The sequence below is a fragment of the Chryseobacterium lathyri genome (assembly GCF_030812195.1).
In the GTDB taxonomy this organism is placed as follows: domain Bacteria; phylum Bacteroidota; class Bacteroidia; order Flavobacteriales; family Weeksellaceae; genus Chryseobacterium; species Chryseobacterium lathyri_A.
Map to the genome: position 1 here is coordinate 472,403 of NZ_JAUSSF010000003.1, position 22,087 is coordinate 494,489.

The following is a 22,087-nucleotide window of genomic DNA, read 5'->3' on the forward strand; positions in this document are numbered from 1 at the left end:
TTTCATTAATTTTATTCCACCAAATCTTAAACTATGCCATTATCTTACGTCTATGGAACTTCCGCCATTCCATTACTGGGACAAACCATCGGTGGAAATCTTAAAAAAACCGTTGAAAAATATCCGAACCAAGAAGCTTTAGTTTCTGTTCATCAGAATTACAGGGCTACCTATCAGGAATTTTATAATCAGACAACAGCTGTTGCAAAAGCTTTAATTTTTCTAGGAGCTAAATCCGGAGACAGGATCGGAATCTGGGCTTCAAACCGCTATGAATGGGTTCTGCTTCAGTATGCTACAGCCCGGATAGGAACCATATTGGTGAATATCAATCCTGCCTACAGAACACATGAACTTACTTATGTGATCAATCAATCCGGTATCCGGCTGATGTTTTCTTCCTTAAGCTTTAAAACGAGCAATTATAAGGAAATGGTAGAATATGCCAAAGAAGTCTGTCCCAGTCTTGAGCATGAAATCTTTTTTGATGATAACTGGGAAGATTTTTTGAATAACGGACAGGATATTTCGGATGACACACTTCACAGCTTTGAAGAACATGTGCAGTTCGATGATCCTGTAAATATTCAGTATACTTCGGGAACCACGGGCTTTCCAAAAGGCGTTACCCTTTCCCATCATAATATTTTAAATAACGGATATTTTATAGGCGTACGCTTAAAATATTCGGAGAAAGACCGTGTCTGCATTCCTGTTCCTTTCTATCATTGCTTTGGAATGGTGATCGGAAATATCTGTTGTACCGCTCATGGCGCATGCATCGTAATTCCCAACGACAGCTTTGATCCGGATATTACTTTAAAAACAGTTTCTGCAGAAAAATGCACCTCTTTATACGGAGTCCCAACGATGTTTATCGCTGAACTGGCTGTTAAGGATTTTGACACCTATGATTTTTCAAATTTAAGAACCGGGGTCATGGCAGGATCAGTCTGTCCGCCTGAAATTATGAAAAAGGTGGAAAGTCTGATGAACATTAAAGAAATGAGTATCTGCTATGGAATGACTGAAACATCTCCCGTTTCTACACAGACCCTGATAGGAACCCCATTGGAAAAGCAGGTCAGTACTGTAGGAACCGTTCAGGACCATCTTGAAATAAAGATCATTGACGAAAACGGAAAAACTGTAAAGCGTGGTGAACACGGTGAATTATGCACCAGAGGCTATTCTGTGATGCTGAAATACTGGAATGATCCGGAAAACACGAAAAAAGTACTGGATGACGCCCGGTGGATGCACACCGGCGATATGGCTGTAATGGATGATGATGGCTTTATTGCCATATCCGGAAGAATAAAAGATCTCATCATTCGCGGCGGTGAGAATATTTCCCCTAAAGAAGTTGAGGATTTCCTGTACACTTACCCCAACATCCTTGATGTACAGATTATCGGGGTTCCTAGTGAGAAATTCGGGGAAGAAGTCATGGCCTGGGTAAAGGTCAGAAAAGGGTTTAATGTATCGGAGACCGAACTTTTAGAATACTGTCAGGGAAGGATTGCGCATTATAAAGTTCCGAAATACTGGAAATTTGTGGATGAATTCCCAATGACAATATCCGGGAAAATAAGAAAGGTGGAAATGCGGGAGATTTCTATAAAAGAATTGGAACTGGATAAATTGAAACAGCGTATCTAAAATTGTTTTTGATATAGTACAAATATAGGGGTGAGAATGCTTCAACTGCATGAATAAAATTCCATAGATTAAACAGAAATCCACTCTAAAAAAAGCCCAGAAATACTGGGCTTTTACTTATTTATAGATAACTTACTAAAGTTCTTTTCTTAATCTTGCTACCGGAATATTGAGCTGTTCACGGTATTTGGCGATTGTTCTTCTGGCAATATTATAGCCCTGTTCTTTCAACATTACGACCAAAGCATCATCTGTAAGGGGTTTTCTTTTGTTTTCTTTCCCGATCACTTCCTGAAGATGGGTTTTGATCTCTTTCGTAGAAACTTCTTCACCGTCATCATTAGTCAGGCTGTCAGAGAAAAGATCTTTCAGATACACGATCCCGTTCGAAGTATCGGCATATTTACTTTTCACAACCCTTGAAATGGTAGAAATATCAAATCCAGTGATATCTGCAACATCTTTCAGAATCATTGGTCTCAGAGATTTTTCATCACCTGTGATAAAATAGTCCTTCTGAAATTTCACGATAGCTGTAATGGTTTGCAGCAGGGTGTTCTGACGTTGGTTAATAGCGTCTATATACCATTTTGCAGCATCTAATTTCTGTTTGATAAACAATGCTGCCTGTTTGTGCTCTGAAGAGTTTTTGTCATGGGAATACGTGGTTAAAATGTCCTTATATTCTTCTGAAACTCTTAACGTCGGAGCATTTTTGCTGTTAAGCATTGGAATCACTACTCCATCTTTTACCTGAATCACAAAATCCGGAATAATTTCCTGATTGATGGTGATCGTCTGTGTATCAAAGTTCCCTCCAACTTTTGGGGAAAGTTTTGAGATTTCATCAAGGGCATCTTTAAGATCTTCTTCTTCAATATCGTACTTCTGGATAATCTTGTTGTAATGCTTATTGGTAAGGGCATCGAACTGATGCCTTAAGATATTGGCTGCCAAGGAAACTGCTTTATCAGAACTTACTTTCTTTTCGATCTGAAGCAACAGACATTCCTGAAGACCTCTTGCTCCCACTCCCGGCGGATCCAGCTTCTGGATGTAGTTTTCCAGAATATCTTCAACTTTTTCCTTAGTAGTATAAATTCCCTGTGAGAAAGCAAGATCATCTACAATAGCTTTGATCTCTCTTCTTAAATATCCATCAGTATCGAGATTTCCAATCACATACTCTGCAATTTTCTCATCTTCGTCACTGATATTCACCAAATGAATCTGCTCCAACAGATAATCATATAATGACTGACCTTCCGTTAAAAGGCTTTCATTATCGAACTCTTCATCGTCCGGAGAGTAGTTGCTTGATGCAGTTTTATAGTTAGGTTCGTCATCATAAATATACTCGTTGACGTCAAAATCTGTTTGAATACTTTCTGTTCCTTCATCCTGATAAGCATCTTCAAGAGAAGAATATTCATCTTCTTTAGGATCTTCCTTAACAATTTCCAAAGCAGGATTTTCCTCTAGCTCTCTTTCCAGCTCCTCTTCAAACTCCAGTGTATGAAGCTGAATAAGCTTCATCAACTGAATCTGCTGAGGGGCCAGCTTCTGTCCTAATTTGAGTTGTAAGTGTTGTTTAAGCATATTAGTCTTTGTGTTTTAACATAAGATATCTACGAATTTAATAAATTAATTCGACAAAAAACACATTTAGCATGATTTTTGCATTAACTTATTAACATAATAAACTATTAGAAAATAAAAAAAGCCTTAATTTTTACATTAAGGCTTTTTTATTGATCTAGAATTCAGCACTTTTCGGTGTTCTAGGGAAGGGAATCACATCTCTGATATTGGTCATTCCCGTTACGAAAAGAACCAGTCTTTCCAATCCTAAACCGAAGCCTGCATGCGGCACAGAACCGAACTTTCGGGTATCAAGGTACCACCAAAGTTCTTCTGCATCTACATGCATATCTTCCATTTTCTGTTTCAGTACATCCAATCTTGCTTCTCTTTCCGATCCTCCGATGATTTCGCCGATACCGGGGAAAAGAACGTCCATTGCTGCAACGGTCTTATTGTCATCATTCAGTTTCATATAGAAAGCTTTGATCTCTTTAGGATAATCGAATAATACTACCGGGCTTTCAAAATGTTTTTCCACCAGGAATCTTTCGTGTTCAGACTGAAGATCCGTTCCCCAGCTTTCAACCGGATACTGGAATTTTCCTTTTTTATTTTCTTTTGAGTTCATCAGGATCTCAATGGCTTCTGTATAACTTACACGTTTGAAACGTTTGGCTATAACATTCTGAAGTTTTTCAATAAGTCCTTCTTTTGCTCTGTCTTTTTCAGGTTTTCCTTTCTGTTCCTCCTCAAAACGTTTGTCCAGGAATTCAAGATCATCTTTACAGTTGTCAAGAACGTACTGGATCACATATTTTAAGAAATCTTCCGCAAGGTCGATATTGTCTTCGAGGTTGTTAAAGGCCACTTCCGGCTCTATCATCCAGAATTCGGCAAGGTGCCTTGTTGTATTTGAGTTTTCAGCACGGAAAGTTGGTCCGAATGTATAAATTCTGCCTAATCCCATTGCCGCCGTTTCTCCCTCAAGCTGTCCGGAAACCGTCAGGTTGGTTTTCTTTCCGAAGAAATCCTGTGCAAAATCAATTTCACCGTCTTCAGTTCTTGGGATATTGTTCAGATCAAAGTTGGTTACCCCAAACATTTCTCCTGCTCCTTCTGCATCAGCTCCTGTGATTACCGGTGTGTTGATATAGAAGAACTGGTTTTTGTTAAAGAATGAATGCACTGCAAAGCTAACCGCATGACGCACTCTGAAAACAGCCCCGAATAAATTCGTTCTGAATCTTAAATGGGCCTGATCTCTCAGAACTTCCAAAGAATGTTTTTTAGGCTGAAGAATCGTTTTATCTCTGTCTTCTGTAAAGTTGTCTCCTAAAATAATAATTTTCTTTGCCACGATTTCAACGCTCTGCCCTGCTCCCTGACTTTCCACAACTTCACCTACTACTTTTAATGAAGCAGCCGTGCTGATTTTACTGATAACCTCTTCATCGAAATTTTCGAAATCAACAACAATCTGCAAATTATTAATCGTAGAACCATCATTTAGTGCTATAAAGCGATTGGCGCGGAATGTTCTTACCCAGCCGTAAACCGTAATGTCATGATGTAATACTTTCTTGTAATCCTGTAGGATTTCTTTAATCGTCTGCTTTTTCATTTGTTGATTATAAATTTTCTTATAAAATTAACGTCTGCAAAGTTACAAAAAAACAGCGCAACTTGATGATTACGCTGTCTTTTTAAAAAATCATTTATCAAAATATTGAATCTAAAACTATGCTATAGATATTATTTAGACGATGATATACTTTAATGGACCAATTATCACTATTTATTAAGTCTTCTCTCCGTATGTCTGTAACTACACATGCTGCATTTATTGTCCTGGTATAATTAATTTTTGATTTTATTAGAGCTTTAAATGGCAGATTAAAGTATATTAGTATCAAAATAATCTTTCGATAGTATAATTTACTCAGATGATCATCATATACCGTAAAACAGCTTTAATCGAAGGGCTTTCATATCTGATTCTGCTCTTCGTTGCCATGCCTTTAAAGTACTTTTTTAACATACCGGAAGGAGTAAAATATTTTGGATGGATCCATGGAATTTTGTTTCTTGTATTTCTGATAGCTCTTCTGTTATCCGCAATAAAATACAGGTGGAGTTTAAAAAGAATCATATTGTATCTAATAGGTTCAGTACTTCCATTTGTACCATTTATACTGGATAAAAGGCTCAAAGAAGAATATTCATAAAGTAATTTCGTGACCATTATTTTAGAATTTAAAAAGCAGGAAGCTGCCTTATTTTATCGGGATTTCAAAGGTCAATAAAACCGCGTTACAGTTCTGCTTTTAAACGATCCTCTTCCAATTCCGTCTCCTCACATTATACTCTAATTAAAGAATACTGTTTTTTTTCTCTCTTTTCCGGTTCGGATTTTCCATGCATGATAGGAGCTTGGTACGTCATATTGCCATTTGGGAAGCAGTAAAATGATCAGTATAACATCGATATGGGATACAAATCCTAACCCGACTGTAAGGTAGAATGCCCAGCCTGTCTGTTGAAACCCGATCAAATAGGTAAAAGCAATCAACAGGCTTAAGCCCCACATTTTTGACAGAAAAGCGTGCGTACAGGTTTCTTTACCGAATTTACAGATACTGACAATGTAGCAAAGGGCTTCCATGATGAAGATCAGAAGAACTCCCTGCCATTCATTTTTAATTAATCCAGGATTTAGGAAATAGGACGCAAATCCTAAGGAAAGCCAGAAAATCAAATCGGTCTGGCTGTCTAATCTTCTTAATTTTTCTGATGAAACACCGACTTTTCGGGCAATGATTCCATCGAAGATATCTGTTAATAATCCTAAATACATTAAAGCTACAATTAAAAATCTTGATTCTGTGCCTTTAACATAGGCTAATAACAAAATTACCGGAGCTAAGATAAATCTGGTTGCAATAAGCAGATATGGGAGTTGTTTCATGACTTTTTATTTTTAAAATTCCAATTGATCAGGGGGAATTTTCTTTTTTCATTTTGATTCCAAAAACCGATCTGTATTCCCCGTGAATCTTTACAGACATTGATTAAAGCAACCTGGACACCTCTGCATTTTTGACTTACATTCGCAAGAGTGGAAATGGCCACGCCTTTCGTTGTATGATGAAAATTGTACAATGGTGATACAGCAACTCCATTGGTGACTGAAGGTGCACTGATATTACTGGATAAACTTAATTCCAACCCGTTGGTAACAGTAGGCTCCATATTGACAATAGAAAGCTGCAGACCGTTAATCTTATTCATTTTATCCGGTAAAGGATCCGAACCGATATCATTAATTTCCCAGTTATCAATAGATGTAATGTTAACAAGGAACAACACGGGAAAGAAAATTCCTAAGCCATTAAACCCTAATCCAATCCCATTAACTTTCTTAGGCTTTATTTCCTGATCAATTTCATCATAATATTTAATCAGCATTCCATTAACATTTTTAGTTTCTTTCGAAGGAGAAAAGCCTATAATCCCAGGTTTATCCGATTGAGTATATAAACTATCCTGAGCATTGATAATACTTCCTGTAAAGAAAGCAATCATCATTAAAAATTTTATTTTCATAATTCATTGTTTTAAAAGTATGTTCAAAATTATCTGTGAAAAACACAAATCCGAATGCGAAAAAAAATTAAAATAAAGAAGTACATTTGTGAAAATCACAAAACCATGTATCAGGAACTTTTACTTAAGGAAATCCGCAGAAAAATTGGTAACAAATCTTTGAATGATGAGATTGCCAATATTCTCAATATAAGTTATGACGCATCGCACAGAAGGACCTCCCTGAAAGCAAAATTCAGTTTTGAAGAAGCTTTGGAACTGGCAAAATATTATCAGATTTCTCTTAATCAATTTATCACTTCAGATCAGCAGCTTGTGGTTCAGAAAACCTCAGTGGTGAATGAAATGGAAGATCTACAGTCTTTTTTTCAGAATAATCTCAGTATTTTTGAAAATCTGCCACTTTCCGATGAGATGACTATTTACTATTCTGCGAAAGATATTCCGTTTTTTTATACACTTTCAGACACTCTGCTTTCCCGTTTTAAAATTTATGTATGGATGAATCTGCTTAATGCGAAACAGGTTTTTATTCCCTTTCTGCAGTTTTCTCCGCCATATTTTGAATCAAATACACAGGAACTCAAGAAAAAATATGAAGCACAAAACATTGTGGAACTGTGGAATGACCGGACTATTTCCAGTATTCTGCAACAGATTTTATTTTATTTCGAAACCGGACTTTTACAGAAGAATGAAGCCGGAATTATTCTGAAAGAGCTTAACGAGCTTATTGAATATATCGAACAGAAGACAGAAAACAACCCAAAGTTTCATTTATACGAAAATGAATTGATGCACCTTTCCAATGACATTTTTTTCCATCATTCCCACCAGTCACTTTTTGCGATACCTGTGAATATGTTTGGATATATTCTGATTAATGATGAGAAAACCTGTGGTGAAACACGGAATTATTTTGAACATCAGATCAAAAACTCAAAGTCTCTGAATACTTCCGGAAACCGTGACAGAAAAATATTTTTCAATAAAATGTATGAGCAGATTGAAAATTTAAAACAAAAACTCTAGCATGAAAAACCTTCATAATGGTGAATTTTTCGGGAAGACTCATGAAACCCTTCGTTTCGACGGACTGACCATTACGGATACGGAATATACGCATCCTTACGTCGACTGGCATTACCATGAAAATGCTTATTTCACTTTTATGCTGCAGGGAAATATGACGGAAGGAAACAAAAAAGAAATTTATGACTGTCCGGCAGGAACACTCCTCTATCATCATTGGGAAGATGCTCATTACAACATCAAACCGGATATTTTCACAAGAGGATTCCATCTTGAACTTACGGAAGAATGGTTTGAACAATTTGACATTTCAAAGGATTCCATTGAAGGCAGCTTTAATTTGAAAAATCCGGATATAAAATTGTTAATGTATAGGATTTTCAGAGAAACGAAATTGAATGATCCATCCTTTGAGCTGTCTGTTCATGAGCTTTTACTCAACATTTTCTGCACGCTATACAATAAGGTTCAGAACCCTGATAAAAAACCAAGCTGGGTAAACAAAATTGATGAAATTCTTCATGAAAGCTTTACAGAAAAACTGAATCTGACAGATCTTTCTAAAACTATAGACATTCATCCCGTTCATCTGAGCCGGGATTTCCAGAAACATTTTCACTGTAATTTAGGCACATATATCAGAAAACTGAGGATTAACAGATCTTTAGCCCTTCTCAACACGCATAAATCTTTAGCTGAAGCAGCACTGGAATGTGGTTTTGCAGATCAAAGTCATTTTATCAGGTCATTCAGAGAGCATATGGGAATTACCCCTTTGCAGTATAAAAATCTTCTGAAGAAATAAGGATGTTAATTTCATTCTATTTTTTCTGAAAACCTATTTATACTTTTGTCAGAATAAAACATTAAAATGAAATCTATCCTGCTGTTTGCCTTATTTCTTAGTTTCGGATTTTCTTTGGGACAGTCCAAAAATAGTACAGGTCCTGACACCATAATAAATCCTCTCCATAAAAAATACATTGGTAAAATTGTTTTCCTGGATAAAACCGTTCTTCCAGACCATTTAAAAGAATCTGACTTCCTTAAAACCACAATATTCCAGGAAGATAAAGATCTCGACATCCGTGTTTTTATGGACAATTCTCTGGTTAATTATTTACGTCAGATTGATCCTTCATTATCATCTGAAGAATTACTGAAAAAAGGAAATTATCAATTCAGTTTCTACATTGACGGAAAATTAATCTATACTGAAAATTTGAATACCGGAGCTGGAACCCAGGAGGACAAAAAGAAGAAAACCACGTTTAGAATTCCTTTATTAAGTTCAAAAAATGAAGATTCCTGGGGGAAATATATGTGGATGAGATTTTACCTGGGCAATGGAGGTATTGATGCCCTGGAAGAGGGAAATCATATTTTAAAAATTGAAATCAGGCCTTACTTAAAAACTTCATCAGTAAAAGTTGGAAATATTATTGCTTCTGGTGAAATTAACTTAACGGTTCCTCACAAGAATATTTCAGAACAGCAAATTGCCGTGCAAAAGATCCAGCCCAATAGTGGATGGAAGATGTCTGACGAAAAACTTGATGAGGAAAAAATCAGGCTTTTAAATACGAAAATTGCAGGGAACAGGTTCAGAGATATCACAAGTATTGTGATTATTAAAAATGAAAGACTTCTTTTAGAAGAATATTTCAGCCAGTCCGGAAGAGATTCTTTGCAGGATACCCGTTCGGTAGGAAAGTCTTTTGCTTCCGCACTGATGGGGATTGCCATCAAAGACGGTTATTTTAAAAGTGAAAATCAAATGCTGAAGGAGTTTTATGATCTAAAGCAATTCAAAAATTATTCGTCCCACAAAGACAGTGTTACTCTCAAAAGTCTGCTGACGATGAGCTCCGGATTTGACGGAAATGATGCAGATGAGACATCTCCGGGAAACGAGGAAAACATGTATCCTACAGAAAATTGGGTGAAGTTTGCACTGGATCTGCCTACGACCCAAAATAAGCCCGGAAAAATCTGGAATTACTTTACGGCTGGTGTTGTGGTGACAGGAGATATTTTAGACAGAACCGTTCCAAAGGGACTGGAAAATTATGCAGAGAAAAAACTATTTCAACCTCTTGGAATCACAAATTATAAATGGCAGTTTACCCCACAGCAGAAGCCTTCTTTAGCTGGTGGCCTGCGAATGAGAACATTGGATTTTGCCAAATTCGGACAACTTTATAAAAATAATGGAGTATGGAATGGTAAAAATATCTTCGATAAAAGCTGGATACAGAAATCTTTCACCAATTATTTCACCAATGATCAGAATTTTGAAGGGTACGGCTATTTATTTTGGAGGAAGATTTATAAAGTGGGAACCCAAAATTTTGAAGCTTACCAATCCAGTGGAAACGGTGGAAACAAAATTATCATCTTCACAGAAATCCCTGTTGTGATCGTTATTACAGCAAAAGCTTATAACCAGCCTTATGCCCATCCACAGGCAGATAAAATAGTTGAGGAATATTTACTGCCTTCAATAAATGATAAATAAGTCAATATGCCAGCCGATCAGCCTGGAAAACCAAATGGTTTCAACGAAAAATCATATCAGAATGACCGCTTCTGAACCTAAGGACCAAAGCGGAAAATATTTTTCAGTAAGTTATTTGAAATAGATAGGTTTCAGACCTTTATCTGAAAATTGATTATTCGTCTTTTTTAGAGGAAACTAAAAAGACATCGATAAGTCCTTCCGGCAGCTGCATTTTGATGAATCTTTCTTCCCGGTTCACCTCAAGAATCCAGTCTTTGATGATGGGAATCACCACTTCTTTTCCATCCAGATTGGTCACGAAATAGTTTTGGGCAGTCTGATCATTTACAGATCTTATGACCCCACATTCTTTGTCATTTTCATCCAGAATATCGAAACCGATGATCTCATGATAATAGAACTGCTTTCCTGAAAGTTTTGGAAGTGTAGAAAGGGGTAAGTAGACATTTTTCCCTAAGGATTGGTCTACCAATGCCTCGGAAGAGTTTTTAAAAGCAAGATTCAGCGCATCGTTTTTACTCCATGCTGATTTTGCAATAAAAAAAGGAACCAATAATCCGTTGATTTCAACGAATATTGATTCCAATTTATTGTAAAGCTCGGGCTGATCGGTATCCAGTTTAAGGATAACGTTTCCCGCAAGGCCATGTCTGCGTGTGATTTTTCCTAATAAATAGCAATCTTCTTTACGCATACAGGGATTTCTTAAGCTTCAGTGTTTTCTTCAGTTTCAGCAGCAGGAGCTTCTCCTTCTGTAGCTTCAGCAACTTCCTCAGCAGGTGCGTTAGCAGCTTCTTCAGCAGCTTTAGCATCAGCTTCAACTTGTGCAGCAGCAGCGATTCTAGCTTCGTTTACTTTAGCTTCAGCTTCTAAAGCAGCTTTCTTAGAGTCAGCCTGAGCTTTAGATAAACCTTCAACTTTACCTTGTACTTTTTGTTCTTTAGATTCTAACCAAGCATTGAATCTTTTTTCAGCTTCAGCTTCGTCAAAAGCACCTTTAGCAACACCACCTTGTAAGTGTTTTTTGTAAAGGGCACCTTTATAAGAAAGGATTGCTCTTGCAGTATCAGTTGGCTGAGCACCGTTGTTTAACCACTTTACAGCAGAATCAACGTTCAAATCGATAGTTGCAGGGTTAGTAATTGGGTTGTAAGTTCCTAGTTTCTCGATGAATCTACCATCTCTTCTAGCTCTAGAATCTGCAACCACGATGTGGAAGAAAGGCTTACCTTTTTTACCGTGTCTTTGTAATCTGATTTTTACTGACATAATGTTGTGAATTTTATGGGAACTCGTCCCAGTTAAATATTTAAGAGTGCAAAGATATATAAAAATTTTTATTCAACAATTATTAAATACAACAATTTATCAATCTAGCAATATAACAGTATTTTTGATTTTTCTTACCTAAAAATTCAATGGTAAATTGGTCAAATTTCACATAATTATTAATCTACCTTTCCCATATAGAAAAGCCCAAGGCATTTCTGGTTTTCTTCGATGGTTAAAGATTCTTTAAGATGATTCACAATACCGGGAGAGCTCCAATAGCATCCGACATTATTCGCTGTACAGGTAAGGTACATATTCTGAACTGCCATGGAAACAGCAGCGATTTCTTCCCATTCAGGAACCATACCACTGAAATTCACCACAATGGAAACTACAGCATCTGCTTTATTGATTTTGAAACCGATATCCTGGTATTTTTTCTCCAGAAAAGTCTCTTCAGGTTGTGTAGCTTTATAAATAGTCTGCATTTCTGAAGCTAATTTTGCTTTTTCTTCCCCTTTAAAAACCTTAAAACGCCAAGGTTTTGTACGCTTATGATTAGGAGCTAGAGTTGCTGAGTGCAAAATTTCATCTATGATTTCCTGAGATATTTCATTTTCAGAATAATCTTTCGGGAATATACTCCTTCTTTGTTCTATGATTTCTTTTAAAATTTCTGCATTATTCATATTGCAAATTTACAATATGTAATTGAATGCATTACACTGATTGATACCTGATTTTTCAGCAGTAAACTTTGCTTTCTGTACTATCCTGTAATTCCTGAATGGAAATATAAATGGATTTTGAGTATATGATTTACAAATTAGCTAAGGAGAACATCTTGCGCAATTAAATTAAAGACTTCAAAAATCTGAAACCTGGCATCTTGATTCTTGGTTCCCGGCTCTTGGCGAGCAATCAAATCACCTCTACAATTTTCTGATGGATATTATTCAGTGTAAAAGCATCACCGGATTTCATACCCATCATTTTTTTAGCCATAGGGCTTTCCGGGGAAATAGCGTAAAAACGGTCGCCTTCATAAAAGAATTCTCCCAATGAAACCGAAATATAGAAACGGGCTTTATTAGTGATTACCAGAGAACCCAGCTGTATTCTTTCAGTAGAAGTGTTCAGAACTTTTGACATATTTCTTTTAAGATCATTCAAAGCACCTAGCTGACGCTGCATCTGATAAATTTCTTCCTGCATTTCTTCCCGCATACTGTCATATTTTGGGGTCTTTTTAATATCACGGCTTGCTTCCAGGGTAAATTCAATAAAATTTTTAAGCTTTTCTATTTTTTCAGAAATTACTGTTTTTACATAATCTCTTATATCACTTTTTTCAAATACGATCTTCTCCATGAATCTAATCTTTACATAAAGATAATAATTTTTTAAAATAATCTGAGTCCGGATAAAAAATGTGTAATCCAAAAAAGGCAGCAAAAAGCCTTGCATTTCTACAAGGCTTATATCTTTAGTTTTCGGCAATCTTTTTAAGATCTCCCAACCCCTGATCAAACATCTTTTTCATATTCATATCCATCATAGGTTTCATGATCTTCATCATGGTAGTCAGTTCGTAATCAATTGCCCAGGTTACTTTGGTTCCGTTTCCTTCAGGAGTTAGCACAAAGGCAGTTTTAGCGTCGCTTTCAAAAGGTTTGATAAAATGAAGCTTTGTAATTAACTTTTCATTGGGTACACTTTCTGTAATGGATTGTTCTCCCTCTCCTACTTTATCATTGCCCTTCCAGTGGTAGGAATCTCCCACTTTGTCACCTGCCCCGGAATAGGTGATTACAATATTTTTGTCAGCTTTGGAAAAAGGATCCCACACATTGTATCCTTTCAGCGATCCTACATGCTGCCATACTTTTTCTTTAGGAGCATTGATCATCATCGATCTTTCAAAATGATAATCTTTACTGAAAGCCAGCATTGCAATAATTGCATATACTATAGCCAAAAGGATGATTACGCCAAGAATTTTTAAGAGTGTTTTCATAGTTTTGATATTTAAAGTTGTTGGTTTAATTTTTCAAATACAAAAGTTACATTAATTTGAAATTCAAATATTTATGAAACTTATATATTTCCCGTTTATTCTTTTCAAAATTAGTTATTCCATCCTCGCCGTCTCTTTTCATATGACAAGATTATTAAAGATAAAGCATTTTTGTCATATCTTGATATCCGGGCATTATTTTTGTGTATTTCAGCTCTGATTCCCGATGAATCATTAAATTTACCTTTATATAAAAATCGAAAAATGAATATTTTAACAGAGAAATTCAATACACCATATCACGCAGCGCCTTTTGATGGCATTAAAAATGAAGATTTCCTTCCCGCATTCAAGGAACTGATCAAAAAATCTGAAGACGAAATCAATGATATTGTCAGCAATCCTGAATCCCCCACTTTTGAAAATGTCATTGAAGCATTGGCTTACTCGGGTGATCAGCTGGATGTGGTTTCGAATATTTTTTTCAATTTAAATTCTGCGGAAACAAGTGACGAAATTCAAAAAATCGCCCAGGAAGTTTCCCCGCTTCTCACTGAATATTCTTCAAAGATCTCTCAAAACGAGGCTCTTTTTAGTAAGATCAAAACAGTATACGACGAAAAAGAAAAATACAATCTGAATGAGGAACAGGAAATGCTATTAAACGAAACTTATAAAGGTTTTGTAAGAAGTGGCGCACTGCTGAATGAGGAAGACAAAGAAAAACTGCAGAAGATCAATATGGACCTGTCTTTGAAATCGCTTCAGTTCGGGCAGAATGTTTTGGCATCTACCAATTCCTATTTTAAACATGTTACCAATAAAGAAGATCTGGCAGGGATTCCAGAAGCTATCCTTGAGCAGTATGCTGAAGAAGCGAAAGAAAGAGAACTTGGAGGCTGGGTAATTACTTTACAATATCCTAGCTACATCCCGTTTATGACCTATGCTGAAAACCGTGAGCTGAGAAAGGAAATTGCCTTGGCCAGTGGTAAAAAATCTTTTGACGGTGGAGAATTCGACAATCAGGAGCTCATTAAAGAGCTTCTGCAGCTAAAGCAGCAGAAAGCTGAACTATTAGGCTATAAGAATTATGCAGAGTATGTTCTGGAAGAGAGAATGGCAAAATCTCCGGTGAAAGTTTTTGATTTTTTAAATGAACTTTTAACGAAAGCAAAGCCTTATGCAGACAAAGAAATTGAAGAATTGAAATCCTTGGCCAAAGCTGACGGAATAGATGAATTACAAGGATATGATCACACGTTCTACGCAGAAAAGCTCCGAAAACAGAAATATGATTTTAATGATGAAGAGCTGAAGCCGTATTTTCCATTGAGCCAAGTACAGGAAGCTGTTTTTGGCCTGGCAGGAAAACTTTTCGGACTTAGTTTTGAAGAAAGACATGATATTCCGAAATACCATGAGGATGTAAAAGTATATGAAGTTTCTGAGGCTGGAAGCATGAATACACAGAAAGATTTCAAAGCATTGCTTTATGTAGACTATTTTCCAAGAAAAGGCAAAAGAGCAGGAGCATGGATGACAAGCTATAAAAATCAGTATAAAAAAGACGACGAAAACTCCCGGCCGCATATTTCTATAGTCTGCAATTTCAGCAAGCCAACAAAAGATACCCCAAGCTTACTGACATTCCAGGAAGTGACGACCTTATTCCACGAATTCGGACATGCACTTCACGGAATGATGGCGGATACACAGTATCCAAGCCTTTCCGGAACTTCTGTGAAATGGGATTTCGTAGAGCTGCCCTCTCAGTTCCTGGAAAATTTCTGCTATGAACCTGAATTTTTAAAAACGTTTGCCAAACATTATAAAACAGGCGAAGTTCTTCCTGATGAAAAGATCGAAAAAATTGAACAGTCTAAAAACTTCATGGAGGGTTATCAAACCATGAGACAGCTTGGTTTCGGACTTCTGGATATGAATTACCATACGAAAGTTGGAGAATTGGAAAGTGTAAGTGTGAAAGAATTTGAAGATAAGCACACAAAAGCCACTTCGCTTTATCCCGTGAATCCTGAAACGGCTATGAGTCCTAGCTTTTCTCATATCTTCCAGGGCGGATACTCTGCAGGTTATTATTCTTACAAATGGGCAGAGGTTCTGGATGCGGATGCGTTCCAGTATTTTAAGGAAACCGGAATTTTCAATCCTGAAACGGCTGCCAAATACAAAGTTCTTCTTTCTTCAGGCGGAACAAAAGATCCTATGGAATTGTATAAGAGCTTCAGGGGAAGTGAGCCAAAGGTGGAGAGTTTACTGAAGAGAGCGTTTGGGTAAAACAGAATGAATTCATTCAAAAAGTAATTAAATAAAATCTCTAAGTTGCAATGAAAGAAAATAAATATGACACCCCATCTTTTTTCGAGCAATACGGAAAAATGCTCCGCTCTCAGAAAGGGCTGGAAGGCGCAGGAGAATGGCATACTTTTCAAAAGATGTTACCTGATTTTACCTCAAAAGTTGTTCTTGATCTGGGGTGTGGCTTTGGGTGGCACTGCCGCTATGCAATGGAACAAGGAGCACAATCTGTTATCGGAATTGATCTTTCGGAAAAGATACTCGAAAAGGCCCAAGAGATCAATCAACTGGACGGCATTGCATATGAAAGAAAGGCACTTGAAGATGTTGATTACCCTGCTGAACAGTTTGATCTTGTCTTAAGTTCTTTGACATTTCATTATGTAGAATCATTTGAGGCAATAGCAGCTAACATATATAAATGGCTTAAACCTGAAGGCCATTTTGTTTTCTCTGTAGAACATCCAGTTTTTACAGCAGAAGGTAGTCAGGATTGGGCTTACGGATCCCTAGGGCAGAAGCAGAACTGGCCTGTAGACAATTATTTTCTGGAAGGAAAAAGAAATACAACGTTTCTTGGTAAAAATGTTGTGAAATACCACAGAACTTTAACGAATTATCTCAGCAGCCTTTTGAAACAGGGTTTCAAGATTAAAGAAGTGATTGAGCCGCAGCCTACTGCAGAAATGCTGAAAGAATTCCCAGAAATGAAGGAGGAATTGCGACGTCCTATGATGCTGTTGATTTCTGTAAAAAAGTAATTTAGTTTTTAATTTCTAAGCCATATAAAGCCACTTTACATTTCGTGTAAAGTGGCCTTTTTACTTCTGCGAAAATGTGTAAATTGCCCGGATTGTATTTTTAATCTTATCTAATAATACCTATAAACTGTTATGTTACATTTTTAATATCCAAAACAAATAACCTATGAAGAAAATTTTAATTTTAATTTTTATTACAATCATTTCCAGTGGTTTGGTTTATGCCCTGGCTTACTATATCAGAATGGATAGCTTCTCTTTCGCATTGGCTCTGAACTTCATGCTGATGGCATGTGTACTTACTTTTACCGAAGTAATGAAAAGCGGACTCAATTCCCCTTACTTTAACGAAAAGACCTGGGAGAAGAAAGGACAAATTTATGAGTCTCTTGGAATCCATTTTTTCAGAAAATTATTAGTCGTAACCGGCTGGGAAAAACTGAACAAAAAAAGCAAACCGGTACAAAAGAATCCGGAAGCTTTAGTAAATCTGTATTACCGCACAAAACAAGATGAGCTGGGTCACCTGATTATTATGATTATTGTTTTGGGATTTAATATTTTCGTTGCCTATAAATTTGGAATCCTTAAATCCATGTGGTTGCTGATATTAAATATTTTACTCAATATATACCCTATTTTTTTACAGCGATACAACCGGCCGCGAATAGAAAGAATTATGCATTTCATCGGGCGTAGATAAATTTGGTTGCAAAGCTCAAATATTAGAAAATACCGCAATGACAGAGTTAATTCCTACAATAAACGAAATTATCAAGTATGGGCTTACTTTCCCATTATTTGAATGTCTTTAAACAGCATATCAACAACAAGAATGAACATACAGGAACAAATCAAAGAATACATCATCAGCCAGCCTGAACTGAAACGCAGCGATATGCAGGAGCTACATCGTATTATTCTGGAAATCATGCCAGAATGTAAATTATGGTTTCTGGATGAGAAAAACGATGAAGGTAAAACTGTTTCCAATCCCAATATTGGCTATGGACACTATACCATACACTATGCTGGTGGAAAAACCAGAGAGTTTTATCAAATAGGGCTCAGTGCGAACACAACCGGAATTTCTGTCTATATTCTCAGCATTAATGATAAGACTTACTTAGCTGAAACATATGGGAAAGAAATTGGCAAGGCAAGCGTGACTGGGTATTGCATTAAATTCAAAACCCTGGAAGATATCAATATTGAAATACTTAAGGCAGCCATATATGATGGGTTTAAGGCACGGTAACACTGTCCAAAACCTAAGATAAAGGACAAACTGAGATTCCCTTACCTTCAGCATACGTTTTACCCCAATCGCAAAGGCTTTCTAAAATAGGAATTAAATCCAGACCTTTATTGGTCAAAACATATTTAACTCCGGCAGGAACAGTTTCAGGAATTTCTTTCTTGACAATTACCGCATGGGTCTCCAGCTCTTTGAGTTGCCTCCCCAAAACCTGCTCAGAAATATTCGGGAGCTCCTTTTTCAGCAAATGAAACCGATTGTTCCCCTGTGAAATGGAATAAACAATTTGCGACTTCCAACGGCCGCCAATCATTGCTATTGCTGAATTTAATTCACAGACCTGAAACAAAAACTGTTCATTGATTGCATTGGTAGAATTTTCTTTACGCATAACTGTCGTTTTAATGCTCACAATTTTGTTCGTTATTGCACACCACAAATTGCTAGCCGAATTTTGCAATAAAAATACGAAATATGAACAAAGCAATAAGTATGATAATTGGATTACTGGCAGCAATTTCATCAAAAGCCCAGGAAAAATGGATTATAAAATCTGAGCATTTAGCACAATCCGATACTGTTCTGGTTTTTAAGCCAAAAGCATATAACAGAACGGAAAAATTCCCTTTGGTTTATCTTTTACATGGTTACAGTGAAAACTATAAACAATGGTCGCAAACTACAGATTTACAAAAAACGGCTGATCAATACGGTTTTATCATCGTTACCCCAGACGGTTTTACCTCTTATTACATGAACAGCCCAATCAACAAAGGTTCGCAGTATGAAGATTTTTTCTTCAAAGAATTGGTTCCGAAAGTGCATCATTCATTTAATATTGATAACAAGAATATTTTCATCAGTGGTTTGAGCATGGGTGGCTATGGCGCTTTGCGGTATTTCATTTTACATTCTGACTACTTTAATACAGCGGGTTCCACAAGTGGAGCCCTGGAAATTGATTATTCGAATTTTCAAAAAGTAAGCCAGCAATTTTGGCAGAACAGCAGAATGCCGGAGGACCTAACAACGAAATTGGGAAATCCCAAAAACACCAATTGGAATCAGTTCAGTATATCAACCCTTTTGAAACAGCATCCTGATTTTAAGAAAGCATTTATCTTTGACTGCGGAACGGAAGACATTTTATATTCAAATTCCATCAGCCTGAAGCAACAAACCGAAAGTCTGAACATTCCTGCAACTTTTATCAGCCAGCCGGGCGATCATAATACAGAATACTGGAGCAAGTCTATTGAGCATCATTTTGTGTATTTTAAACAGCATTTGATAAAATAGTGAATCAAAAGCAACTGAAAAATCACTTAAAATCTATAGATTTAAAAATAAAAGTTAATTAGATTCTTTCTCCGGTACGTTTATGAATTCACCATTTTCAATCACAACCCGGTTGCCCCATTCTGTAATTACTTCTAAAACAGGAATAAACGTTTTTCCAAGATCAGTAAGGCTGTACACCACTTTGATGGGAGGTTTTTTACCAAAAACTTTCCTTGACACCAACCCGTCCTTTTCTAATTGCTTCAACTGTAAGCTCAACGTCATCTCGGTAACCGTTGCCAGCTCTTTACGAAGTTCGCTGTATCTTTTAGCCTCGTTTTTTAAATGGTAAAGTATAACTGCTTTCCATTTTCCGCCTACCAAATCCATGGTAAGACTTACGGTACAGGGATATGTTTTCCCTTTCAATTTCACGTGATCACCAATACATTCTGTTTTCATTTCAATTGTATTTAGCCTATCTGTTTAGATAGTTATTGCATATTCAGTGTACTAAAAATAATTTTGTAACTCAATTAATTATAGTACAAATTTAGAAAAAATGAAAATACTTATTATCCTTGCTCATCCTGAAGAAAAAAGTTTCAATGCAGCCATGTTTAACACCGCCATCAGCACTTTGGAAAAGGAAGGCCACGAAGTCAAAACGACTAACTTATACCGGGAGAACTATCAGCCTGTAAGCGGAAAAGGAAATTTCACCCAATTAAAAAATGCAGATTATTTCAAACAGCAGGACGAAGAGGTATTTGCCTTACAACAGTCTACATTCATGCCGGATATTGTATCGGAACAAGAAAAGATTGAATGGTGTGAAATGATGATCTGGCAGTTTCCACTGTACTGGTTTTCTGTTCCTGCCATCTTAAAAGGCTGGATCGACAAGGTTTTTACCATGGGGAAATTTTATGACAACGGAAAAATTTTTGAAAATGGATTTTCGGCAGGGAAAAAAGCCATACTCTCTGTGACGACCGGCGGTCCTGAAAAAAATTATGTGGATGACAGATACGGAAATATCAATTCAATCTTATTTCCAATACATCGCGGAATTCTCGAATTTCTTGGCTTTTCAGTTGTACAGCCGGAAGTGGTCTATTCTGTTGAACGGCTTTCTGAAGAGGAAAGAAACAGGGTATTAGATAACTGGTCAAAAAGGCTAATCAATATTGAGAGGGAAATCACAAGGGAGTAAGGAGCAAACCGGATTGAAGTAGTACATTTGTATTTGCGATATAACCTACCATAAAACCATTCAGGAAATTGAAAAATATACTAAGCTTAATAATCCTATTTTTAACCTGTATCCATTTATATTCTCAAAATACATATGTCTTTTTTGGCTCATTTAACCGGGATAAAACAACCGAAGGATTATATGTTTATAAGCTGGATACTATTAGGGGGAGATTATCCAAAGTAACTTCCGTAAAAGGAATTTTGAACCCCTCATTTCTGACTGTATCTCCAAACGGTCAATACATTTTTGCCTGTACGGAAAGTAAAACGCCCAATGCAGGAAGTGTCAGCAGTTTTAAGTTCAACCCCAAAGATGAAACGCTTACTTTTATAAACAGCCAGAAAAGCGGCGGTGAAAATCCGGTTTATGTAACTGTTCATAAAAATGGTAAATGGTTGGTTAATGCCAATTACACCGAAGGCAGCGTTTCTGTATATCCATTGTCTGAAGACGGAACGATACATGCATATGTACAGAATTTTCAGTTTTCAGAGGGAAGCATCAATAAGGAAAGGCAGGACAGGTCGCATGTCCACGCAGCTGTTTTTTCTCCGGATTTCAAACAGCTGTTTTTACCAGATCTCGGTGCTGATAAAATCAGGTCTTATAAGTTTGACACTGATAAAACAGAGCCTTTGCAGCCGGCCAGGCAACCGTACATACAATCCGCATCAGGAAGCGGGCCAAGGCATTTTACTTTTCATCCTAACGGGAAATTTGCCTATTGTATCAATGAGTTATCCGGAACTATCAATGCCTACAGGTATGAAAATTCCAGCGCGGAAAGCATTCAGACAATTAATGCACATACAGACCAATACAAAGAAGAGTTTGAAAGTTCTGATATTCACATTTCTCCGGATGGTAAATTTCTTTACGCTTCCAACCGCGGGTACGAAAATAATATAGCTATTTTCTCAATCTTTAAAGACGGGACGCTAAAAAATATTGGTTATCAGCCGACTTTTGGGAAACAGTTAAGAGTTTTTGACATGGATGAGACCGGAAAGTTTTTAATTGTAACCAATGCAGCCACCGGAAATGTTTTTGTATTCAGGCGGAACCCTGAAACAGGTTTATTAAAAAAAGCAGGAAGAAGAACAAAAATTCATGGTGTTTCCAGCGTGAAAATCAGAAAATATTAATTCAAATTAAAGATTCCCCGAATTTACTGCTTTTGATTTTGTTTTATTCAGGTTCATTATTAACGGTCTAGTAACAAATAGGTTTGCATTCATACTTATCTTTAGGGTTGTCGGAAGATCAGATAATCCAGTAAAATATCATCAAAACTTAAAATCATGTTACTAGCCATCTTACTTCCTTTTCTTTCCTTTATGGTTCGTGGAAAAATTCTTACCGGGATCATCTGTCTGATTTTGCAAATTACCCTCATTGGCTGGCTTCCTGCTGCCATCTGGGCTGCTTTATCCCTAAACAGTGCAAGAGCAGAACGGCGCAATGAAAAACTGATTCGCGCGATCAAGCAAAATCAAAGATAATAGATGAGCCC

24 protein-coding genes are annotated in these 22,087 nt (G+C 36.7%); 13 read left to right on the forward strand and 11 right to left on the reverse strand.

Annotated elements, in window-relative coordinates; translation table 11 throughout:
- Positions 1 to 33: 33 nt before the first annotated feature.
- Positions 34 to 1,662, forward strand: a complete 1,629-nt coding sequence (locus J2T03_RS17385) for an AMP-binding protein (protein WP_307220549.1) — start codon at positions 34 to 36, stop codon at positions 1,660 to 1,662.
- Positions 1,663 to 1,797: 135 nt separating this feature from the next.
- Here J2T03_RS17385 and rpoN read toward each other — a convergent pair whose 3' ends face one another.
- Both rpoN and asnS read right to left on the reverse strand, forming a co-directional pair.
- Positions 1,798 to 3,261, reverse strand: a complete 1,464-nt coding sequence (rpoN, locus tag J2T03_RS17390) for an RNA polymerase factor sigma-54 (protein WP_306843293.1) — start codon at positions 3,259 to 3,261, stop codon at positions 1,798 to 1,800.
- Between the two features lie 157 nt (positions 3,262 to 3,418).
- Complete coding sequence (asnS, locus tag J2T03_RS17395) at positions 3,419 to 4,867, reverse strand: asparagine--tRNA ligase (RefSeq protein ID WP_306843291.1); 1,449 nt, start codon at positions 4,865 to 4,867, stop codon at positions 3,419 to 3,421.
- A gap of 322 nt (positions 4,868 to 5,189) precedes the next feature.
- On the opposite strand from asnS, the gene J2T03_RS17400 reads away from it, so the two are divergent.
- On the forward strand, positions 5,190 to 5,471 hold the full coding sequence (locus tag J2T03_RS17400; RefSeq protein ID WP_307220552.1) for a DUF3817 domain-containing protein: 282 nt from the start codon (positions 5,190 to 5,192) through the stop codon (positions 5,469 to 5,471).
- Between the two features lie 140 nt (positions 5,472 to 5,611).
- Here J2T03_RS17400 and J2T03_RS17405 read toward each other — a convergent pair whose 3' ends face one another.
- Positions 5,612 to 6,211, reverse strand: a complete 600-nt coding sequence (locus J2T03_RS17405; protein WP_307220554.1) for a CDP-alcohol phosphatidyltransferase family protein — start codon at positions 6,209 to 6,211, stop codon at positions 5,612 to 5,614.
- On the reverse strand, positions 6,208 to 6,849 hold the full coding sequence (locus J2T03_RS17410; RefSeq protein ID WP_307220557.1) for a hypothetical protein: 642 nt from the start codon (positions 6,847 to 6,849) through the stop codon (positions 6,208 to 6,210). The genes J2T03_RS17405 and J2T03_RS17410 overlap by 4 nt, the downstream gene beginning before the upstream one ends.
- A gap of 54 nt (positions 6,850 to 6,903) precedes the next feature.
- Here J2T03_RS17410 and J2T03_RS17415 point away from each other — a divergent pair, with 54 nt between their 5' ends.
- From J2T03_RS17415 to J2T03_RS17425, 3 genes are all read left to right on the forward strand, one after another.
- Positions 6,904 to 7,881, forward strand: coding sequence for an XRE family transcriptional regulator (locus tag J2T03_RS17415; protein ID WP_307220560.1), 978 nt, complete (start codon positions 6,904 to 6,906; stop codon positions 7,879 to 7,881).
- Position 7,882: 1 nt separating this feature from the next.
- On the forward strand, positions 7,883 to 8,686 hold the full coding sequence (locus tag J2T03_RS17420) for a helix-turn-helix transcriptional regulator (RefSeq protein WP_307220563.1): 804 nt from the start codon (positions 7,883 to 7,885) through the stop codon (positions 8,684 to 8,686).
- A 66-nt stretch (positions 8,687 to 8,752) separates the two neighbouring features.
- The gene (locus J2T03_RS17425; RefSeq protein ID WP_307220566.1) at positions 8,753 to 10,399 is read left to right on the forward strand and encodes a serine hydrolase domain-containing protein; all 1,647 of its coding nucleotides are present in this window, start codon (positions 8,753 to 8,755) and stop codon (positions 10,397 to 10,399) included.
- Between the two features lie 154 nt (positions 10,400 to 10,553).
- Here the strand turns inward: J2T03_RS17425 and rimM are convergent, their stop codons facing one another.
- From rimM to J2T03_RS17450, 5 genes are all read right to left on the reverse strand, one after another.
- A complete protein-coding gene (gene rimM / locus J2T03_RS17430) occupies positions 10,554 to 11,096 on the reverse strand; it encodes a ribosome maturation factor RimM (protein WP_306843281.1) in 543 nt (180 codons plus the stop codon).
- 11 nt (positions 11,097 to 11,107) lie between these two features.
- Positions 11,108 to 11,671 carry a 30S ribosomal protein S16 gene (locus J2T03_RS17435; RefSeq protein WP_306843280.1) on the reverse strand — a complete coding sequence of 188 codons (564 nt, stop codon included), beginning with the start codon at positions 11,669 to 11,671 and terminating at the stop codon, positions 11,108 to 11,110.
- 179 nt (positions 11,672 to 11,850) lie between these two features.
- Positions 11,851 to 12,363 (reverse strand): nitroreductase family protein, encoded by a 513-nt coding sequence (locus J2T03_RS17440; RefSeq protein ID WP_307220568.1) that lies wholly within the window; start codon positions 12,361 to 12,363, stop codon positions 11,851 to 11,853.
- 232 nt (positions 12,364 to 12,595) lie between these two features.
- A complete protein-coding gene (locus J2T03_RS17445; protein WP_116011090.1) occupies positions 12,596 to 13,045 on the reverse strand; it encodes a hypothetical protein in 450 nt (149 codons plus the stop codon).
- 115 nt (positions 13,046 to 13,160) lie between these two features.
- A complete protein-coding gene (locus tag J2T03_RS17450; RefSeq protein ID WP_307220571.1) occupies positions 13,161 to 13,691 on the reverse strand; it encodes an SRPBCC family protein in 531 nt (176 codons plus the stop codon).
- A gap of 264 nt (positions 13,692 to 13,955) precedes the next feature.
- Here J2T03_RS17450 and J2T03_RS17455 point away from each other — a divergent pair, with 264 nt between their 5' ends.
- From J2T03_RS17455 to J2T03_RS17470, 4 genes are all read left to right on the forward strand, one after another.
- Positions 13,956 to 15,992: a M3 family metallopeptidase gene (locus tag J2T03_RS17455; protein WP_307220574.1), complete on the forward strand. Its 2,037-nt coding sequence runs from the start codon at positions 13,956 to 13,958 to the stop codon at positions 15,990 to 15,992.
- Positions 15,993 to 16,042: 50 nt separating this feature from the next.
- Positions 16,043 to 16,774 carry a class I SAM-dependent methyltransferase gene (locus J2T03_RS17460; RefSeq protein ID WP_307220577.1) on the forward strand — a complete coding sequence of 244 codons (732 nt, stop codon included), beginning with the start codon at positions 16,043 to 16,045 and terminating at the stop codon, positions 16,772 to 16,774.
- 166 nt (positions 16,775 to 16,940) lie between these two features.
- Entirely contained in the window at positions 16,941 to 17,477 is a 537-nt protein-coding gene (locus tag J2T03_RS17465) for a glycosyl-4,4'-diaponeurosporenoate acyltransferase CrtO family protein (protein WP_307220580.1), read from the forward strand.
- Between the two features lie 132 nt (positions 17,478 to 17,609).
- Positions 17,610 to 18,032 carry a DUF1801 domain-containing protein gene (locus J2T03_RS17470; protein WP_307220582.1) on the forward strand — a complete coding sequence of 141 codons (423 nt, stop codon included), beginning with the start codon at positions 17,610 to 17,612 and terminating at the stop codon, positions 18,030 to 18,032.
- Positions 18,033 to 18,045: 13 nt separating this feature from the next.
- Here the strand turns inward: J2T03_RS17470 and J2T03_RS17475 are convergent, their stop codons facing one another.
- A complete protein-coding gene (locus J2T03_RS17475) occupies positions 18,046 to 18,423 on the reverse strand; it encodes a winged helix-turn-helix transcriptional regulator (RefSeq protein ID WP_307220585.1) in 378 nt (125 codons plus the stop codon).
- An 83-nt stretch (positions 18,424 to 18,506) separates the two neighbouring features.
- On the opposite strand from J2T03_RS17475, the gene J2T03_RS17480 reads away from it, so the two are divergent.
- Positions 18,507 to 19,331, forward strand: coding sequence for an alpha/beta hydrolase (locus tag J2T03_RS17480; protein WP_307220588.1), 825 nt, complete (start codon positions 18,507 to 18,509; stop codon positions 19,329 to 19,331).
- A 54-nt stretch (positions 19,332 to 19,385) separates the two neighbouring features.
- On the opposite strand, the gene J2T03_RS17485 is transcribed toward J2T03_RS17480, so the two are convergent.
- On the reverse strand, positions 19,386 to 19,775 hold the full coding sequence (locus J2T03_RS17485; protein WP_306843271.1) for a winged helix-turn-helix transcriptional regulator: 390 nt from the start codon (positions 19,773 to 19,775) through the stop codon (positions 19,386 to 19,388).
- A gap of 100 nt (positions 19,776 to 19,875) precedes the next feature.
- Here J2T03_RS17485 and J2T03_RS17490 point away from each other — a divergent pair, with 100 nt between their 5' ends.
- The 3 genes from J2T03_RS17490 (at position 19,876) to J2T03_RS17500 (ending at position 22,076) form a co-directional block, all read left to right on the forward strand.
- Positions 19,876 to 20,529 carry an NAD(P)H-dependent oxidoreductase gene (locus tag J2T03_RS17490; RefSeq protein WP_307220591.1) on the forward strand — a complete coding sequence of 218 codons (654 nt, stop codon included), beginning with the start codon at positions 19,876 to 19,878 and terminating at the stop codon, positions 20,527 to 20,529.
- 68 nt (positions 20,530 to 20,597) lie between these two features.
- Positions 20,598 to 21,719, forward strand: a complete 1,122-nt coding sequence (locus J2T03_RS17495) for a lactonase family protein (RefSeq protein WP_307220594.1) — start codon at positions 20,598 to 20,600, stop codon at positions 21,717 to 21,719.
- A gap of 156 nt (positions 21,720 to 21,875) precedes the next feature.
- Positions 21,876 to 22,076, forward strand: coding sequence for a YqaE/Pmp3 family membrane protein (locus J2T03_RS17500; protein ID WP_306843268.1), 201 nt, complete (start codon positions 21,876 to 21,878; stop codon positions 22,074 to 22,076).
- The last annotated feature ends 11 nt before the right edge of the window (positions 22,077 to 22,087 follow it).

Bases quoted from the DNA above. Each gene is read 5' to 3' on its own strand.
- J2T03_RS17490 (WP_307220591.1), top strand. From the start codon at position 19,876: ATGAAAATACTTATTATCCTTGCTCATCCTGAAGAAAAAAGTTTCAAT.
- J2T03_RS17465 (WP_307220580.1), top strand. From the start codon at position 16,941: ATGAAGAAAATTTTAATTTTAATTTTTATTACAATCATTTCCAGTGGT.
- J2T03_RS17385 (WP_307220549.1), top strand. From the start codon at position 34: ATGCCATTATCTTACGTCTATGGAACTTCCGCCATTCCATTACTGGGA.
- rimM (WP_306843281.1), bottom strand. From the start codon at position 11,096: ATGCGTAAAGAAGATTGCTATTTATTAGGAAAAATCACACGCAGACAT.
- J2T03_RS17435 (WP_306843280.1), bottom strand. From the start codon at position 11,671: ATGTCAGTAAAAATCAGATTACAAAGACACGGTAAAAAAGGTAAGCCT.
- J2T03_RS17500 (WP_306843268.1), top strand. From the start codon at position 21,876: ATGTTACTAGCCATCTTACTTCCTTTTCTTTCCTTTATGGTTCGTGGA.
- J2T03_RS17400 (WP_307220552.1), top strand. From the start codon at position 5,190: ATGATCATCATATACCGTAAAACAGCTTTAATCGAAGGGCTTTCATAT.
- J2T03_RS17485 (WP_306843271.1), bottom strand. From the start codon at position 19,775: ATGAAAACAGAATGTATTGGTGATCACGTGAAATTGAAAGGGAAAACA.
- J2T03_RS17415 (WP_307220560.1), top strand. From the start codon at position 6,904: ATGCGAAAAAAAATTAAAATAAAGAAGTACATTTGTGAAAATCACAAA.
- J2T03_RS17470 (WP_307220582.1), top strand. From the start codon at position 17,610: ATGAACATACAGGAACAAATCAAAGAATACATCATCAGCCAGCCTGAA.
- J2T03_RS17450 (WP_307220571.1), bottom strand. From the start codon at position 13,691: ATGAAAACACTCTTAAAAATTCTTGGCGTAATCATCCTTTTGGCTATA.
- J2T03_RS17460 (WP_307220577.1), top strand. From the start codon at position 16,043: ATGAAAGAAAATAAATATGACACCCCATCTTTTTTCGAGCAATACGGA.
- rpoN (WP_306843293.1), bottom strand. From the start codon at position 3,261: ATGCTTAAACAACACTTACAACTCAAATTAGGACAGAAGCTGGCCCCT.
- J2T03_RS17410 (WP_307220557.1), bottom strand. From the start codon at position 6,849: ATGAAAATAAAATTTTTAATGATGATTGCTTTCTTTACAGGAAGTATT.
- J2T03_RS17480 (WP_307220588.1), top strand. From the start codon at position 18,507: ATGAACAAAGCAATAAGTATGATAATTGGATTACTGGCAGCAATTTCA.
- J2T03_RS17445 (WP_116011090.1), bottom strand. From the start codon at position 13,045: ATGGAGAAGATCGTATTTGAAAAAAGTGATATAAGAGATTATGTAAAA.
- J2T03_RS17405 (WP_307220554.1), bottom strand. From the start codon at position 6,211: ATGAAACAACTCCCATATCTGCTTATTGCAACCAGATTTATCTTAGCT.
- J2T03_RS17455 (WP_307220574.1), top strand. From the start codon at position 13,956: ATGAATATTTTAACAGAGAAATTCAATACACCATATCACGCAGCGCCT.
- J2T03_RS17420 (WP_307220563.1), top strand. From the start codon at position 7,883: ATGAAAAACCTTCATAATGGTGAATTTTTCGGGAAGACTCATGAAACC.
- J2T03_RS17425 (WP_307220566.1), top strand. From the start codon at position 8,753: ATGAAATCTATCCTGCTGTTTGCCTTATTTCTTAGTTTCGGATTTTCT.
- J2T03_RS17440 (WP_307220568.1), bottom strand. From the start codon at position 12,363: ATGAATAATGCAGAAATTTTAAAAGAAATCATAGAACAAAGAAGGAGT.
- J2T03_RS17475 (WP_307220585.1), bottom strand. From the start codon at position 18,423: ATGCGTAAAGAAAATTCTACCAATGCAATCAATGAACAGTTTTTGTTT.
- asnS (WP_306843291.1), bottom strand. From the start codon at position 4,867: ATGAAAAAGCAGACGATTAAAGAAATCCTACAGGATTACAAGAAAGTA.